The sequence below is a fragment of the Streptomyces sp. A18 genome, assembly GCF_059026065.1.
This window is the reverse complement of record NZ_JBWLKL010000079.1, coordinates 1-15,459: the sequence shown is the minus strand read 5'-3', so window position 1 is coordinate 15,459 and position 15,459 is coordinate 1. Positions and strand designations below refer to the sequence as shown.

Below are 15,459 nucleotides of genomic sequence, written 5' to 3'. Positions count from 1 at the left end.
GCCCCGTCGCCGTCCTGCAACCGCTCTGGCTTCGAAACTCCACCACCGCACCGCCCTGCAACTGCACTTGCGGGTACTTCTGCCCGGCAGTTCGTCTCTGCCGGGCCCTGCTTGATCTCCGTTACGAGAGAAACCATAACCACACCACCACCCAATGTCTACTCTGGCCGACACAGATTTTCGTGTGTTCGACGGCGGGGTAATCGGGTGCGAACGGGGCAGGAGGGAATCAGCGGGCCCGGGGCAACGGAGCCGCACTGGCGGACCAGGCATGGACGATCAGACCCGGGGCTGATGAACGCGATGAGCGTCCACGCCGCAGCAGACCGCTCCACCTGCGCCGTCACCGACGCAAGCGGTGCCACCCGGGCCTTCCTCGAAGACCTCAGGCAGCCGCAGATCGCGCCCGAAGACGCCGATCCGCCGTCCTGATCGTTTCCGAACTCGTCACCAACGCCGTGCGCCACGGCGGCGGAACCTTCACGCTCCGCCTGACCGCCGACACCATCGCGGTCGCCGTCGACGACGCCAGCCCACAGGCACCGCAGGCTCCGCCATGCTGAGAACGAGGGGGGGTTTCCTGGCATCCGGAGGCGTCCTGCACGTCGACTGCCGACGCGGCTTCGATCAACTCCGGCGTAATCAGGCTGACCGCGATGCGAACTCCTCCGTGAGCAAGCCCTGCCGACCAGACCGGGAGTCACGCGACCACACGAAGAGGACGAGAGTCTGATCGCGCGAACAACGCCACCGTTCCGGCGATGGCATGCCCGACGATGCGCGTCAGTGCTGCGGATGTATCCGAGAGACCCGAGTACCGCTGACAGTCCCCCGCTGGGCCTCATCATGGGCGGGGGCGGCGAGTGCCTCACAGCCCGTCACGATGCGTGCGTGCATGAGCAGGCGGGCCTGCACACCCCGCGGCGTTTCGATACCCGCCATAAGGTCCATAGCGTAGCCGTCCTCGAGAGCCAGGAACGAACGGGCGAGATCCTCGGCGGGCGCAGCCAGCGTGAACACCCCGTCGTCCGCACCCCGCTGCAGCACCTCCCGGTACAGCGCGACCTGGCGCGCGGCGAAGGTCCGTTGCTGCTGCTCGGACTCGTGTCCGCGCAGAGTCAGCGGGAACAGTTCGATCAGCAGTCGCGTACTGCGCTCGGCTCGGCCGGGCCACGGAACTCCGGAGCGGATGCAGGCGCGCATCTGGTCGACTGCATTCGACGCCGCGTCGATCTGCGCCTCGCGCAACTCACAGAAGGTCTCCCTGCTGTGCTCCAGGACAGCAGCGAACACGGCCTGCAGGTCCGGGTAGTAGTAGAGCACCGCGGCCGGCGTCACCCCGGCAGCTGTGGCCACGTCCCGCAGCTTCGTCGCTGTGGCACCGTGCTCGAGGATCGCCGCAGTGGCGGCATCGACGAGGTGAGCACGGCGTTCGGCCTGGTTCTTGCGGCGGGGCATGGAACACATGCTGGCACACGCACGCCGCCCTCTCGGCAGCATCCATGGACGCCCACTCGCGCGCATCCATTGACCCCACCTGTTCAGTTAATTAAATTTCATTTAACAAACCCGGGAGCCCGGGCTGCCCTCCCCCCCTGCCCTCCCATGAACAGGTATGCCCTTATGAGCCGACACCTCCGCGTCGCCCTCGTCCAGACAGTCGCCGAGACCCTCGGCGACTTCGCCACCAACCTGCGCCGCCGCCAGAAGTCCCCCAGCGCCGCCGAACTCGTCGTGTATCCGGAGCTGCACCTGTGCTCACCGGCCGATGACACCTCATTGGACCTCGAGGACTACTACGCGGCGTACGCCGAACCCCTTGACGGCCCGCGCGGCAAGCACCTGTCCGCATTGGCCCGCGAACGGGGCATCTGGCTGGTACCCGGCACCGTCCTGGAACGAGCCGAGGACGGACAGGTCCACAACACGGCTGTGGTCTACAGTCCGGAAGGCGAACTCGTCGCCCACTACCGGAAGATCTTCACTTGGCGTCCGTACGAGCCGATGGCACCGGGGCGCGACTTCGTCGTGTTCGACATGCCGGGCACCGGGCGCGTCGGGCTGTCCATCTGCTACGACGTGTGGTACCCGGAGGTCACCCGCCACCTCGCCTGGATGGGCGCCGAGCTGATCCTCAACCTCGTCCAGACACCGACCTCGGGCCGGGCCCAGGAGATCCCCCTCAACGTCGCCAACTCGATCGTCAACCAGGTCTGGACGGCCAGCGTCAACGGTGCGGCGCCGACCGCGCTGGGCCGGTCGCTGCTCGTCGACCCCGAGGGCGAGACCCGGACGGCCGCAGTGGGAGCAGAAGAGACGGTGCTGCTCAGCGTGGTCGACTTCGACCGGGTACCGGCCGCCCGCATGCACGGCACGGGCGGAGACTCCTGGCCCTGGAACTACTTCGCTCCGGACGACACCCCGCTGGAACTCCCCCTGTACAACGGCCGGATCGAGCCCTCGAACTGGCACCCGGCGACCCCGCCCGAAACCCCGTCGGCGCTCCGAATCCGGCCGCCGGACCAGCAGCGCAACGAGGACGCCGAGGCGAGCCGGTGAGCGCCGCCCCTCAGGCCTCAGGCAGCCCCGCGCTCAAGGGACACCTCTCCCTGGCCTCGGTTGTAACCTTCGGCGTCTCCTACATGGCACCGAGCCTGGTGGTGGTCCTGTTCGGGGTCGTGGCCTCCGCCAGTACCGGCACCGCGCCCACCGCGTTCCTGCTCGCCACGGGCGCCATGTGCCTCACCGCCCTGAGCTACGCACGGATGGCCCGCCACTACCCGGCCTCCGGCTCGGCCTATGTATACGCTCGCCGCCAACTCGGGGCACCGGTCGGCTTCTTGGTGGGGTGGGCGGTACTGCTCGACTATCTCTTCCTGCCCATGATGGCCTGGCTGGTGCAGTCGGTGTACCTCAACGCCCAGTTCCCCGCGGTCCCAGTGTGGGCGTGGCTGATCATCAACGCCGTCCTGACCACCATCGTCAACATCATCGGTCTCAACTTCACGGACCGCCTGAACAAGGCCTTCACCGCGCTCGCGGTACTCCTGGTCCTCCTGTTCGTGGTCTATTGCCTGGTCCACCTCGGCGGCCACCACCCGGCCTCCTACTCCGCTCCGCTCTGGAACGACGGGACAACACTCGCAGGTGTCTCCGCGGCAGCTGCCGTGGCCGCGTACTCCTACCTCGGCTTCGACGCCGTCACCACTCTGGCCGAGGAGACCCGGGACCCGGCCCGCACGATCCCCCGGGCCGTCGTACTCGTGGTCGCGATCGGCGGACTCCTCTTCGCCTGTGTCGCCTACGTCATGCAACTGGTGCACCCCGGCGGCCACTTCGCCAACCCCGACATCGCCGGGTACACCCTCTCCGTCCAGGTCGGCGGACAGGCGTTCGCCGACTGGACGAACACTGCCACCATCATCGGAGGCTTCGCCTCAGGCGTGGCCGTACAGCTCTCGACCAGCCGCCTCCTCTACACGATGGGCCGGGACGGAGTCCTGCCCCACCGCGTCTTCGGCATCCTCAACCCGCGCACCCACTCCCCCGTGCGGGGCCTCCTCGTCACCGCGGCGATGGCCGCTGCCGGCCTGAATATCTCGCTCGCCACGGCCACCTCCTTCGTCAACTTCGGCGCCTTCCTGGCCTTCACGGCGGTGAACGCGTGCACAATCGCGTACTACGTCCGGCGGCGCCGGACAGAACGTCGTGTGGGAGCCCTTGGCTACGTCCTCGTGCCTGCACTCGCCGCATGCGTGACCATCTACCTCCTCACCCAACTCAGCGCCACCGCTCTCACGATCGGGGCCTGCTGGCTGTGCGCCGGGCTCGGCTGGCTCGTCTGGATCACACGGGGGTTCCGCCGGCCCACGCCAGAGGTGAGCGCCGAGACGCAGGCAACTCCCCCGACAGCGGCACAGGAGCCAGCCGTGATCGAGTCCTGACAGGCCCTCCCTTCTGCTGCAGCCCGTTCGGCGGCGGATTTTCTGGCCAACACACCAGGACCAGGATGCATGCGCTGCCGCTGTCCGGTGTGCCACGGGCACGTAGCGGTTGATTCGGTCCGGCATGGGCGGGTCAGTGGAGCAATGCAGCTGCGGACACGGAAGGGAGCGAACACGCTCCGATGCAGCGATCGAGTGGACGGTCGCTACCGGGGAGGCTGGGGCCGTTTGTAGACGATGCCGTCCATCATGACGAATGCGACCTCGCCCGTGACGTCGAGATCGGTGAAACGGGTCGCTCGGCATCGCAATGATGTCGGCGGTCTTACCGGCCCCGGAGTCCTAGCTCAGACACCGGGGAGCAAGTAACCCGCCGGTAGCTTCATGTCGTTCACTTCTACCGTTTCCCGGTGCCGGGCACCTCGTTGAGCCGACCGGGTGAATGCCCCGGAGGGGCCAACGGCAAAGGGGCGTGTGCGACAGGAGTGGTAGCCGGTCTTCGCCGCGCTGGCCGCCCACTGGGTGGCGGAGGGGCGTGTCGTGCCCGGTCAGGGGATCGGGAGTGGGCCATGCTGGCGGGCAGCTGCCCGTGGCCCCTCGGGTAGAGACCAGCGTGGTGCGGTGGTCGCCCCACGGCCCGCATCCGCTGACCGACCGGCAGCCTCGACGCCTGCCCGGCCACCCGAGGCTGCCGGACCGGCCGGTCTTGTTGGGCCCCTTCCGGCCCGGCAGCCTCAATCCCTTACCCGCCGGAACCGCCCAGGACGTGGTGTCGTTGACCCGGGCGTGGGTGGGTACACCTGTGCGCTCCCGACGATGAACACCTGGGCCGGCGGCCGTGCTCGTGACGGAAGCCGGGCGAACGGCCCAGCGCCGCATCGTCGGGGCCGTGCCCGGTAGGAACGGAACAGGAACCCGTGTTGCCGTCAGAAGATTTGACGGCGGCGATCCGGTACGGCTTCAGCCCGACGCCGCCGTACCGTCCGGTTCACCGGTGGGAACGGCCCGGCGCCAGGGCAGCTTGTACGCGCCGCCGCACACCTGGCACTGCGCGAGGTAGGGAGCGGCGGCCGCCCCGAAGCTGTCGCTGGGCTCTGCCGGGAACTCCTGGCCCTCGATCTTCGCGACCAGCTCCGGCGCCTCGCACGCGCAGAGGTCCAGGCGGACCACCTCCATGCGCTGGCCCTTCGGCCGCTTCGGCGCCCCGTAGGCGTACCGGTTGAAGAGCTTGAGCGCGAGCTCGTCACCGAAGAGCAGCAGCATCCCGGCCAGCAGCAGATACGCCTGCCCCCGCAGTAGACGTCGCGCAGGATTGAACACCGCGACCGGCACCCCCTCCCCGTCGACCAGCGGGACGCCGCCCGCCAGCAGGGATCGGCCACGCTCCAGCCCACCCTGGCCGTCAGGCCGTGTTCCCGGCTCAGGTAGGCGATGGCCCGGCGCACGCCGCGCCGCCTTCTCCCGCAGAGCCGAAGACGCCGACATGCCTCCGGCCGCTTCCTCCGCCTTGAGCGCCTTGCGCAGGGCCCGCACGCGGCTGGCCGCGTTGCCCCTCACGGACCACGCCCTTGCGAGCGCTTCCTGATGGCGGCCTGTGCCTCGTAGGCCAGCCGTCGGCGTTCCTCTTCGGCCAGGTGGGTTTCCTCGGCCGCGATAAACTTCGGGTGCGTCCACACCTTCCGCAGGCTGCGTAACCCGTCCTCGTACGCGTAAAGGCTCTTCACCGAATGCTCCACGGCCTGGCCGTGGAAGACCCAGCGCAGGAAGTCGGGCAGCACGGTCGCCCGGTCCCGTCGCCAGGACCGGCCGTCGAAGCGGACCAGACCCTCCGCAACGCCCAGGGGGCCGCCGTCCTGTTCGCGGACCACCCGTACGGAGCGGACCGTGCCCAGCCACGGGGGCCGCGGCCGGTCGCTGAACCAGCGGGCCGCGACGCCGTGCTGGCGCATCGGCTCCGTCCGGACCGCGATGTCCGTATCCGTGATGGGCGACAGCGGGGCCTCCAGCGCGATGTGCCAGGAACCGTCCGGGGCGGAGGCCAGCACGTCGGCCCGCCAGGACCCGTCCGGCGCCCGTACCTCCAGCTCGGCGTGGGCGCCCGCGTCGCGCGCGGCCCAGGCGAGTTCGAGCTTGAGGAGGTGGTGGGCCTCCGATTCCCCCTCGCGCGCGATCTTGCAGTCCGGGGCGTGCGGGGCGTGGGCGAAGAACCGCATCCCCGCCCGGGAGGTCTTCGCGTACATCGGGCGCCAGCACTCCACGCAGGCGATCGACGCGCGCGGCTTCACCTTCCACACCGCCTCCCACGCCTGCCCGCAGCCGAGATCCGGCAGGTGTGCGAAGACGGTTCCCCACCCGGCGTGCACGGCCCGGAATGCCATCGCCCCCCTCTGAACGACAATCAGCTCAGAGTGTTGCGCTGGCCACTGACAGTTGAGACCACCGAATTCGGACGCACGTCCGGAACTCGATCACGACTCCCCTTCGGTCGAGCACAGGCCTAAGCCACACACTGCGTCACTCTCACAAATGACCATCTGTGAGAGTTCTGAGAACGTCCCTGGGGCGATTACATTTCCGCAGATCGACGTTCGCAAAAGTCCCCGGCGTGTTGTGCGAGGTGCTTCTGAGAGGCTTCCTCCATGGATTTGACGCCCGATCAGGCAGCACTTGCGGCAGAACATCACGACTGCACGAAATGTGATGTGCCCGCCGGCAGCGCCTGCCGCACCCGCGGCGGGAAGACCGCCGCGAAGTACCACACCCCCCGCTTCGTCCTCGTCCCCGCGCTCCGCGAGGAACTGGAGATCCTCGTCCCCGCCGACCGGCACCCGGGCCGCGCGTGGAAGCAGGGCCCGGCGCTCGCAATCGTGCCCGCGCCCCGCACCGAGCGCCCGATCAGACTCGGGTACGCCCGCACCTCGACCGCCCGCCAAGAGCTGGCAAGCCAGCTCGAAGCCCTCCACCGGGCGGAGTGCCACAAGGTCTTCAAGGAACAGACCAGCACCCGCGTCAAAGTGCGGCCCGAGCTGGAGAAGGCGCTCGCCCTGGCCCACCAGTTCAAGGAGGCCGCGCCCGATACGGCCGTGATCCTCACCGTCCACGAGATGAAGCGTCTGGCCAGGAACGCGGCCAAGCTAATGACCGTGTCCGCGGGGCTCCAGGCTGGCGGCATCCAGCTCGAACTCCTCACCGGCTCGCTCACCGGCATCTGCGACCCCAACGGCATGGGCGCCATGTCCTTCGCCGTCGGCGCCCAGCTCGACCGCAACTACATCCGGGAGAAGACCCTCGAAGGCCAGGTCATCGCCGCGTCCAAGGGCAACCACGGCGGACGCCCGAAGGTCATCGACGATGACATGCTCAACTTCGCCGTCGCCCTGAAGGACAAGGGCGTCCCCGTCCCCGAGATCGCGAAGAAGCTCACCATCAAGGTCGGTAAGAACGCGGGCAAGTCTCCCTCGGTCGCCTCGCTGTACCGAGCGCTCGCCGAAGCCGCCGCGGCGGACGACGGCCTGCCGCTGCGGCCCAAGCCCGTACGCATCCGCCGGCCCGAGGACCCGCTCACCCCCGAAAAGATCGACCTGCGCGAACGGCTCCAGGCCCCGCCCCACCCCAACGCCGCAGGCACCCGACATGGATGACCTCGCCACCGTACGCGCGCAGGAGTACGCGAAGGTCTACGACGAACTCCTCGACGCCGCAGCCCGGCTCGACATGCTGCGGCGCCTGGAAGGCGGCAGCGTCGACGCCCACGCCACCGCCGCCATGCACGGGCTCCGGTTCGCCGCCACCATCCTGTGGCCGACCGTCCCGAACACCCCGCCGCCCGGCTACCGCCACGACAGCGAACGGCTGCTCCAACTCGCCGCGAACTGGCGCGAGGCAGCACTCGAACTCGGCGAGTTCGCCCCACCACGCCCCACCCTGCGGCTCGTCTCCCCCTCAGAACCAGACGGGAAATATCCGACCAGAAAGCGGCGGTAAGCCGCCCGGCCACCGGGACAAGATCCACCTGAAGGACCACCGGCGGTACGCCGCCGACATCACCACAGGGGGAACGAAGACCATGGGCAAGACGACCAAGAAGGCCAGGCAGGCACCGCCACCGTCCGCCGACCGAGTCCGCACCGGCTGGCAGGGCCCGGCCGGCACCCGCACCCGCCTGGCCCGCGGCCAGGACGTCGAAGCGGCGAACGCGCTGATGGCCACCACCGGCGACGGCGTCAGGATCATCCCCGTCCTGCGGGCAGCCATCGAGGACGGCTCGGCGTCCTGCGCCATGCTCGCCGGACTCGGCGCCTCGAACACGAAGGCGTACTACGACGCCGCCTCGGCCGCCTTCACCGACCGGCCCATGAACGAGGCCCTGACCACCGTCTCCCTGACGCTGGGCGCCACCCACGAGACCGACCGCACCGTCGGCATCCTCTCTGCCACCGCCCCCGGAACGCTCATCGATATGGCCATGAACAACGGCTACACGGCCGACAAGGCCATGGCCCTGAGCCTGTTCGTCGCCAAGATCCACGGCCTGGCCGTGGCCGAACACGCCCGCGGCCAGGGCATCGCCGCCACCTGCTCAAGCGGACCTGGCAGATCCACCAGCAGCTCGGCTACATCCTGCTGTACGGCTCCTACGAAGCCGACCGCGATCTGGCCGCGTTCTACACCCGCTGCGGCTGGACTCCCCACGCCCCCGGCGAGACCTTCCCCCTGGGCCGCATCGCCCTGCCCTTCCGGCTCGGCGCCGGCGACGGCCAGTGCGTCACCCGCTGGCGTCCACGCCACTGACCAACAACGAGACCGGGGCGGCGCATTCTGCTGATGTCGGCCGCGCGCGTGCGTCAGGATGCCGCTCATGGATCAGGGAATCGCCGCCTTAGCGGGCGCAGGAATCGGTGTCGTCGGATCGTTGGGAACGGCGGGACTCGCCTACCTTGCCGCCGGGCGGCAAGCTCGCGACCGCGGGCGAATAGAACACGCACAGAAGCTCAGAGAGGAACGGCGCGCGGCTTACCGGCTGTTCCAGCAGGCGGCCGAGCCGATCGACGACGCGTTGCACCGGGTCGGGCTGGGAGCAGTCGACGGTCCCGCCATCTCATTCCTGCTCACCAGCCGCAACCTGCGGCTCTCTGAACAGGAGATCAGCGATGCTATCCGGGAACTGAGGAAGCTGCTGATCGAGATCCAACTCAACGGTCCGGACGCTGCTGCGGCGGCAGCGCAGGAGGTCTATATCTGCGGCCGCATCTTGAACGACGAGTTCCGTCTGTTTGTCGAACGCATCCGTCGCGCTCCGTGGCGCGGTCGGGCGGCGGAGGACGAGGAACGCCGCGACCTGGCTTTCCATGAGGCCCGCGCCAAGTTCGACGCGGGCAGGGATGCATTCGCCCGCTCCTCCCGGTCCGTCGTAGAGGATCACGGACTTGAGGAACGTCGGCCGCGCCAAGGCCGACCATGATTGTTCTCAGCGCCAACCGCTGTCACCCAAAGCAACTAACGCCACTGACCCAATACGCGTCGAAGACCCCAGCGATCACCACGCTGGGGGTCTTCGACATTCATAATCAAGTGCTTAGCGCCAATAGCTGTTCCGTTGGTCCCCAAGGCCGGTTCCCCGCCTGCGGAGACCTAGGCAGCGAGTCCGTGCGGCTCGGCGGCGGCCGACTGGTCCGGGAGGGGTCAGTGGCGGGGGTGGCGACGGTGAGTCCGAGGCCGATCAGGGCGATGCCGCCCGCGCCGCCGATCATCGACAGGCGCCGGTCGGAGCCGGCGAACCAGGTCCGGGCCGACGAGGCGCCCAGGCCCCAGACCGTGTCGCAGACCAGGCCGATGCCGCCCGGGATCAGGCCGAGGACCATCATCTGCAGCGGGATGTTCCCGGCGTCGTGGTTGACGAACTGCGGCAGGACCGCAGCGAAGAAGACCAGGCCCTTGGGGTTGGTGGCGCTCACCAACAGGCCGTCCAGGACCGTGCGCAGATCACCGCGCCGCTCGCCCTCCCCGGTCGTCAGGTCGGCCCGCAGGCGGCCGCGGTGGCGGTACGCCTGGATGCCGAGGTAGGCGGCGCCGGCCAACATCGTCGACCTGAAGGGGCTCCTGCTGTTCGTGATGGTCACCCCGGCCGACATGCACGACAGCGTCGCAGCCCGAGAAGTCCTCTTCCGGCTCCGGCTCGTGAATCCTGAAATCACCATCGTCTGGGCAGACTTGGTCTACGCGGGCAAGCTCGTGGACTGGGCGAAGTCGTTCCTCCGCCTGACGATCAAGACTGTGAGTAGGCCCAAGGGTGCCCAGGGGTTCGTGATTTTGCCGCGTCGGTGGGTGGTAGAGAGGCCGCTGGCGTGGCTGGTGCAGGCGCGCCGGAATGTGCGCGACTACGAGTCCCGTCCCGATCACTCCGAAGCGATGCTCACGCTCGCCGCGATCACGCTCATGACCCGCCGACTTACCCGCCCGCCCGTTCACCCAACAGCCGCAATTCTCCGCCCCGCCACATTAGTTCAGGCGGTGTCATCACACGCCGCCTGCCCCCGCTAGCCTCCCGATAGGGGGACGCGTCAATGATAGGTACAAAGCCGCAGCGTGAGCAGTATCGGCACGGATGCCAGTGCACGGCACGTATTTAAGGTTCAAATCAGAGATCTTACCGGTTCATGTCCTGTATTACGGCCGAAATGGCATCAGCTATCACCCCGATACTCTCCGGCAGGTCGTTGGTTAGGACATGCGGAGCGCCGAGGACTCCCGAAAGCGTCAGAATTGTGGCGACGAGAGCGTGGGTGTCGACTCGATACGCTCGGCCGCTAGCACGCAGCCCGTCACGCATGAGCTTTGCCGCTGCCACTGCTTCCGCGCTGCCCCCCTAGCGTTCAACGTACGCTCTGGCCCATTGCTTGGCTTCCCGGCGCTCTCGGAGGGTTGACCCGGGCAGCAGTTCGTCAAGCTGCATCCTGTCGATACGAACGGGACGACGTTGGGCTTCTTGGACCGCTTCGCGAAGTGCAGTTCCCACTTGAAGCTCAGCTTTGAGTTTCGCCAAGGCTCCCAGCCGAGCCTTGTCGTGAAAATGTGTCAGGTCCAGCAAATGTGGGCCCTCAAAGGTAAATGTGTGCTGCTGCTCAGCGCGGTGCGCAGATCTTTGCCACACGTACATGCAGTGGCCTTGTGGCTTCTCCGTGACGCCCAGAGCGAGTCGTACGTTATCCCCCCAGATTTCGTCAGTCTCCCTGCCCTGTTCATTGCCGGAACGGTAGATGGAGCGCTGATCGGCGTGGAAATGAACGTCGAGCGTGGATCCGGTGATCTCGTCCATCCCGCGGAAGGTGCGGCTGAGAAAGGGGATGGCCTCGAATTCGGTCGAGGCATACCAGGCATGGAATCGCCGCCCGTAGTAGCTCGTGATGAAGCTGCGCAACTGGGATGCTTGCTGATCGTAGCGGTTGCTTGAGGCCGGTCCCGGTAGCCTGAGATCTTGGCCCTGCATGGGGTCCTGGTGCCTGTACACAAAATACCAGCGCATGCTAGACAGCAGACTGTCAAGCTGATCCCGCTCCTGTTGGCCTGCACTCCGACTAGCTTGAGAAAAAAGCTTACCAAGGAAGGAATTCATACTGCGTGCGGAGTAGGATATCGACACTCTTTCTAAGAGCTCGTAACACGATCATGAACGGTCTTTCTTCATGTGCCTGAGCGCTTCGTTGGCGGCTGCTAGCACACCGCCTGCGAGTCAGTCAAAGGGCTGCAGGCTTGGATCCGAATGGCCTGCGAGCGGATCGCTGACTCCACAAGACTGTCTCCATGAGCGCGTTGTGGAGCTTGCTGGCGGCTCCTGCGGGCGCGGTGGTGACCACGCTCATCGGTGTGTTCGCTGGCAGCGCGGTCAGCAGGAGATCTCAGGATCGACACTGGATCAGGGATCAGCAGGTGGCGGCATATGCATGTGTGCTGCGGGAATCGACTGCGGTACTCATTGGCCTCGGCCAGATGGAAGGAAGTCGTCCCGACTCAGTTCCGCAGGGTGTCGTCGTGGCGACCACTGTCGACTGGCGGCCTTGGAACGAAGCGATAGCTATGGTGAACCTCGTAGCTGATCGGGACACCGCAGAAGCCGTCCACGCCCTCGATGAGCAAATCTGGCAGCTCCACTTCGCTGTGAGACGCGGTCTGACCCCTGACGAGAGCTGGTTGGCTCTGCGAGCTCGCGTTGAAGCGGCGCAGGGCCACTTCCTCAACGTCGCGCGCCGCCGACTCTCGCTCGCCGGAGGTCCGCTCCGGCGCCTCTCAGGACGACCAGCACTGGACGATCCGATGTGGGCTGGGTATCGACCCGGCTCATCCGTCAACTGAAGCGCTCAGCCACACTTGAGGCGTCTCCAGCAGATGAGGCTGCAGGCCAACGAGATGAAAGCGTCGTGCAGTTCGGTTCGACGTTCCCAGCGGACGGCGAGGCGCTTGAACTGGTGGAGCAGAGCGAAGGTCTGCTCGACGACGTAACGGAGTTTGCCAAGGCCCTTGATGTTCGGGGCGCCCTTGCACGAGATGACGGGCAGGATCCGCCGCTTGCGCAGCTCTCGCCGGTTGGGGTTGGAGTCGTAGCCCTTGTCACCAAGAAGCGAGTCGGGGCGGCGGCGCGGGCGCCCGGGCCATCCGGCCACGGGCGGGATGCCGTCGACCAGGGCGAGGGTCTGGGTGACGTCGTTGACGTTAGCCGCAGTGGTGATGACCTTGAGCGGGGTGCCGCGTCCGTCGCAGATCAGGTGGTGTTTGCTGCCCGTCTTCCGCCGGTCGACCGGCGACGGACCGGTGTCGGCTCCCCCTTTTTCGCGCGGATGTGGGAGCCGTCCACGCAGGCCCGGGACCAGTCGAGTTCGCCGGCCGCGTTGAGTTCGGTGAGCAGGATGCGGTGCAGTAGGTCGAAGACTCCGGCCTGCTGCCAGCGGTCCAAGCGTCGCCAGCAGGTCTGTCCCGAGCCGAACCCCAGCTCAAGCGGCAGGAGTTGCCAGGCTATGTCGTTATAGAGGACATACAGGATGCCCTGGAGACACAGCCGGTCCGGTACCGGCTGCGGGCCCGGCGCCTTCTCTGGCCAGGGCGGCAGCAGCGGCTCGATCAGCGCCCACAAGTCGTCGTCCACGATCCACGGCCGAGTACTCACGCCCTCCCGAACGGCCGAATCGTCACATCGGTCACGCCCGACCAGCACACCTCAACAAGATCGTGTTACGAGCTCTAAAGAACGCAGCTTTCTGAACCTCTCCGCCAAGCAGATCAACGCGGGGTATATGTAGTGCCGACTTGGGTTCATTGGACCTTCCATGACTGAGGTCGGGACCAGCATGAGGGGCATGGGATCGATGTGATGGCGGGTTTCCCGAAGATGGATACTCCTGCATGCCCGGGGGCGCCTCGCCTCGAAGATCCCCCGTTCTGGCGCTGCTCCTCCTGGTGCTCCGTAACCGACCACTCTACTGACGGCATCGCGTATCAGGATGTCGTCAGTTCGCCAGGACCGCGGCGCGCAGGAACGTAGTTCACCCATGACATGCCGATTGTGTCGGCATGTTGCTCGACGCACCGAGACGTGTAGCCGACGGCCTGGGCGGCGACGGCCGGTGGCATCTCGGAGACGAGGGCTCGGAGCGCGGTGATTCGGCTGCGAACGAGCGGGATGCCGCTGTCCCTAAGGGCGTGCAGATCATCAACCCGCAGGTTTGATCTTTGAGTTGGTGTCCGGAGCGAGGAACATCGCGATGTCCTTGGGCGTGCGGAAGCGGGCCGTGGAGGCGGTGGTGTGGTGACCGCGGGCTTCCAGAAGCGGACGGACTTCCCGGACGATGCGGCTGACGGTCATGCTGGTGATTCCGAAGAGCTGGCCAACGAGTTCGAGGGTGGCGAGTCTGCGCAGGTAGAGCACGGTCGCCAGGACCTGGTCGGCGGGAGCGAGCTTGGCTTTGGCGCCCGCACCGGGGGCTACCAAGCGTTCGTGGCCACGACGCATGCGGAGTGACTGCTCGCGCTGTAGCTCCAGCTCGGGAATGAGTGTGTCGATCAATTCGCTGAGCTGTTGGCGGGTCATACCGGTCAGTTCCGGGTCCTGCAGCGAGTGCAGCGTCAGGTGATGTGGTCTGTTTGCCGGCGGCTGTTCCGCGGTGCTGTTGACGGGCGTCGTGTCCGGAAGCAGCTGGGGGTGGAGGGTGTAATTCCAGTCGCCATGGAAACGGTGCCGTGTGATCGGCAGGGCAGCAATCTCCTCGTCGCTGACCTGGATGCCGGTGGGGTACTGGTCGGTGTCGAGTTCGGCGTGCACCGTCAGGCCAGCTTTGGTGGTGGTCGCGGCGATGCTCTGGACGATGACTTCGTGACTGGTCAGGGGCCTGCCGCGCCAGTTCATGGTGATGTGGGAGAACAGCCGGTGCTCGATCCGGTTCCACTTCGAAGTTCCGGGAGGCATGTGGCAGACGGTGATAGCCAGGCCGGACTCGGCTGCGAACTGGGCGAGCTCGGTCTTCCAGGTGCGGGTGCGATACCCGTTGGAGCCGCCCGCGTCGGCGGTGATCAGCAGCCGGTCGGCCGTGGGATAGGCGGCCCGCCCGGCCTCGTTCCACCAGCGGCGGATCGATTCGACGGCGAACGCGGCGGTGTCGTGGTCAGTGCCCACGTTGACCCAGCCGGTGTTCGCGGCGACGTCATAGATGCCGTAGGGCACCGCCCTGCCCAAGGCGAGGCCGGGGAAGTCATGGGTGTCCACCCGCACCGGCTTGCCCCGCGGCTCCCATTCGCGGCCGTTGTTCTTGAAGGGGCCGACCAGTTCCTTCTTCTTCGCGTCCACACTGATCACCGGATCCCCGCCGCCTTGATGGTTCCGGGCTTGCTCGTTGAGGTAGTGGAACTGGGCGTCCCGGTCGGGGTGCTGCTTGCCCTCCAGGATCTTGGCGTTGCCCTGAAGGCTGAAGCCCTCCTCGCGTAGGAGGTCGCCAACCGTGTCCGCGGAGATCCTGTGGCCCTGGCCGGTCAATACCTCGGCGAGCTTGCGGGTGGACTTGGTGGTCCAGCGCAGTGGAGACATGGGATCCCCGCGGACATCAGGCTCGACCAGGGTGAGCAGCGCGGCCCGAAGAGCAGGGTCGAGGTCGACGATGCGTTTGCGTCCACCGCCGGCCCTGCGGACCCGCCCCAACGGGGCTTCCCCGGAGTCGAGTTCCCGCACCCCGAGCGACACAGTGGCCTCACGGACACCGGCGGCACGGGCGACCGCCTTGATCCCTCCGTGGCCGAGCGACCGGGCCTCCGCCCCTATCAGCAGACGCCGCTGCCGCTCATCAAGATGCGGCAGGATCGCCCCGAACTTGGCTGCCAGCACGGCCTGTTGCGCTTCCAGCCCACCCAGACCAACGATCCACTGAATGGGAAGCCACGGGTTAAAAACCTGCACGCCCTAAGGGATAGCGATCGCCTAGCGTACGGGCGATCAGGACAGCCAACTCCGTCTTCCCCAGACCGCCAGGCCCGCTCA

The 15,459-nt window shown here is 67.1% G+C and carries 14 protein-coding genes and 2 pseudogenes; 9 read left to right on the top strand and 7 right to left on the bottom strand.

Annotation, left to right across the window (positions count from 1 at the left end; translation table 11 throughout):
- The first annotated feature begins 294 nt into the window (after positions 1-294).
- On the top strand, positions 295-432 hold the full coding sequence (locus tag AC5P1C_RS42755) for a hypothetical protein (protein ID WP_493871419.1): 138 nt from the start codon (positions 295-297) through the stop codon (positions 430-432).
- 351 nt (positions 433-783) lie between these two features.
- Here the strand turns inward: AC5P1C_RS42755 and AC5P1C_RS42750 are convergent, their stop codons facing one another.
- Entirely contained in the window at positions 784-1,458 is a 675-nt protein-coding gene (locus AC5P1C_RS42750; RefSeq protein ID WP_493871418.1) for a TetR/AcrR family transcriptional regulator, read from the bottom strand.
- 165 nt (positions 1,459-1,623) lie between these two features.
- On the opposite strand from AC5P1C_RS42750, the gene AC5P1C_RS42745 reads away from it, so the two are divergent.
- Together AC5P1C_RS42745 and AC5P1C_RS42740 are read left to right on the top strand one after the other, a co-directional pair.
- A complete protein-coding gene (locus tag AC5P1C_RS42745; RefSeq protein WP_493871417.1) occupies positions 1,624-2,559 on the top strand; it encodes a carbon-nitrogen hydrolase family protein in 936 nt (311 codons plus the stop codon).
- The gene (locus AC5P1C_RS42740; protein ID WP_493871416.1) at positions 2,556-3,944 is read left to right on the top strand and encodes an APC family permease; all 1,389 of its coding nucleotides are present in this window, start codon (positions 2,556-2,558) and stop codon (positions 3,942-3,944) included. The genes AC5P1C_RS42745 and AC5P1C_RS42740 overlap by 4 nt, the downstream gene beginning before the upstream one ends.
- Before the next feature lie 960 nt (positions 3,945-4,904).
- Here AC5P1C_RS42740 and AC5P1C_RS42735 read toward each other — a convergent pair.
- Both AC5P1C_RS42735 and AC5P1C_RS42730 read right to left on the bottom strand, forming a co-directional pair.
- On the bottom strand, positions 4,905-5,501 hold the full coding sequence (locus AC5P1C_RS42735; RefSeq protein ID WP_493871415.1) for a hypothetical protein: 597 nt from the start codon (positions 5,499-5,501) through the stop codon (positions 4,905-4,907).
- The gene (locus AC5P1C_RS42730) at positions 5,498-6,322 is read right to left on the bottom strand and encodes a competence protein CoiA family protein (RefSeq protein WP_493871414.1); all 825 of its coding nucleotides are present in this window, start codon (positions 6,320-6,322) and stop codon (positions 5,498-5,500) included. The genes AC5P1C_RS42735 and AC5P1C_RS42730 overlap by 4 nt, the downstream gene beginning before the upstream one ends.
- Before the next feature lie 261 nt (positions 6,323-6,583).
- Here AC5P1C_RS42730 and AC5P1C_RS42725 point away from each other — a divergent pair, with 261 nt between their 5' ends.
- The 4 genes from AC5P1C_RS42725 (at position 6,584) to AC5P1C_RS42710 (ending at position 9,405) form a co-directional block, all read left to right on the top strand.
- Positions 6,584-7,585: a recombinase family protein gene (locus AC5P1C_RS42725; RefSeq protein WP_493871413.1), complete on the top strand. Its 1,002-nt coding sequence runs from the start codon at positions 6,584-6,586 to the stop codon at positions 7,583-7,585.
- The gene (locus AC5P1C_RS42720; protein WP_493871412.1) at positions 7,578-7,928 is read left to right on the top strand and encodes a hypothetical protein; all 351 of its coding nucleotides are present in this window, start codon (positions 7,578-7,580) and stop codon (positions 7,926-7,928) included. Before AC5P1C_RS42725 ends, AC5P1C_RS42720 begins: the two co-directional genes overlap by 8 nt.
- 82 nt (positions 7,929-8,010) lie before the next feature.
- On the top strand, positions 8,011-8,769 hold the full coding sequence (locus AC5P1C_RS42715) for a hypothetical protein (RefSeq protein WP_493871411.1): 759 nt from the start codon (positions 8,011-8,013) through the stop codon (positions 8,767-8,769).
- Positions 8,770-8,802: 33 nt separating this feature from the next.
- Positions 8,803-9,405, top strand: a complete 603-nt coding sequence (locus AC5P1C_RS42710; RefSeq protein ID WP_493871410.1) for a hypothetical protein — start codon at positions 8,803-8,805, stop codon at positions 9,403-9,405.
- A 220-nt stretch (positions 9,406-9,625) separates the two neighbouring features.
- Here AC5P1C_RS42710 and AC5P1C_RS42705 read toward each other — a convergent pair.
- Positions 9,626-10,024, bottom strand: a pseudogene (locus AC5P1C_RS42705) (LysE family translocator); the annotation flags it as partial.
- On the opposite strand from AC5P1C_RS42705, the pseudogene AC5P1C_RS42700 reads away from it, so the two are divergent.
- A pseudogene (locus tag AC5P1C_RS42700) lies at positions 10,023-10,400 on the top strand (transposase); the annotation flags it as partial. The pseudogenes AC5P1C_RS42705 and AC5P1C_RS42700 sit on opposite strands and share 2 nt — an antisense overlap.
- Positions 10,401-10,809: 409 nt before the next feature.
- On the opposite strand, the gene AC5P1C_RS42695 reads toward AC5P1C_RS42700, so the two are convergent.
- Positions 10,810-11,430 carry a hypothetical protein gene (locus AC5P1C_RS42695; protein WP_493871409.1) on the bottom strand — a complete coding sequence of 207 codons (621 nt, stop codon included), beginning with the start codon at positions 11,428-11,430 and terminating at the stop codon, positions 10,810-10,812.
- Between the two features lie 314 nt (positions 11,431-11,744).
- Between AC5P1C_RS42695 and AC5P1C_RS42690 the strand changes: the two genes are divergently transcribed.
- Complete coding sequence (locus tag AC5P1C_RS42690) at positions 11,745-12,293, top strand: hypothetical protein (RefSeq protein ID WP_493871408.1); 549 nt, start codon at positions 11,745-11,747, stop codon at positions 12,291-12,293.
- Between the two features lie 5 nt (positions 12,294-12,298).
- On the opposite strand, the gene AC5P1C_RS42685 is transcribed toward AC5P1C_RS42690, so the two are convergent.
- Together AC5P1C_RS42685 and AC5P1C_RS42680 are read right to left on the bottom strand one after the other, a co-directional pair.
- Positions 12,299-13,101, bottom strand: a protein-coding gene (locus AC5P1C_RS42685; RefSeq protein ID WP_493871407.1) for an IS5 family transposase whose coding sequence is annotated in 2 segments (ribosomal slippage) — positions 12,299-12,781 and positions 12,784-13,101 — 801 coding nt in all. Because the reading frame shifts where the segments join, the coding sequence is not laid out codon by codon here.
- 543 nt (positions 13,102-13,644) lie between these two features.
- On the bottom strand, positions 13,645-15,333 hold the full coding sequence (locus AC5P1C_RS42680) for an ISAzo13 family transposase (RefSeq protein WP_493871420.1): 1,689 nt from the start codon (positions 15,331-15,333) through the stop codon (positions 13,645-13,647).
- Between the last annotated feature and the right edge of the window lie 126 nt (positions 15,334-15,459).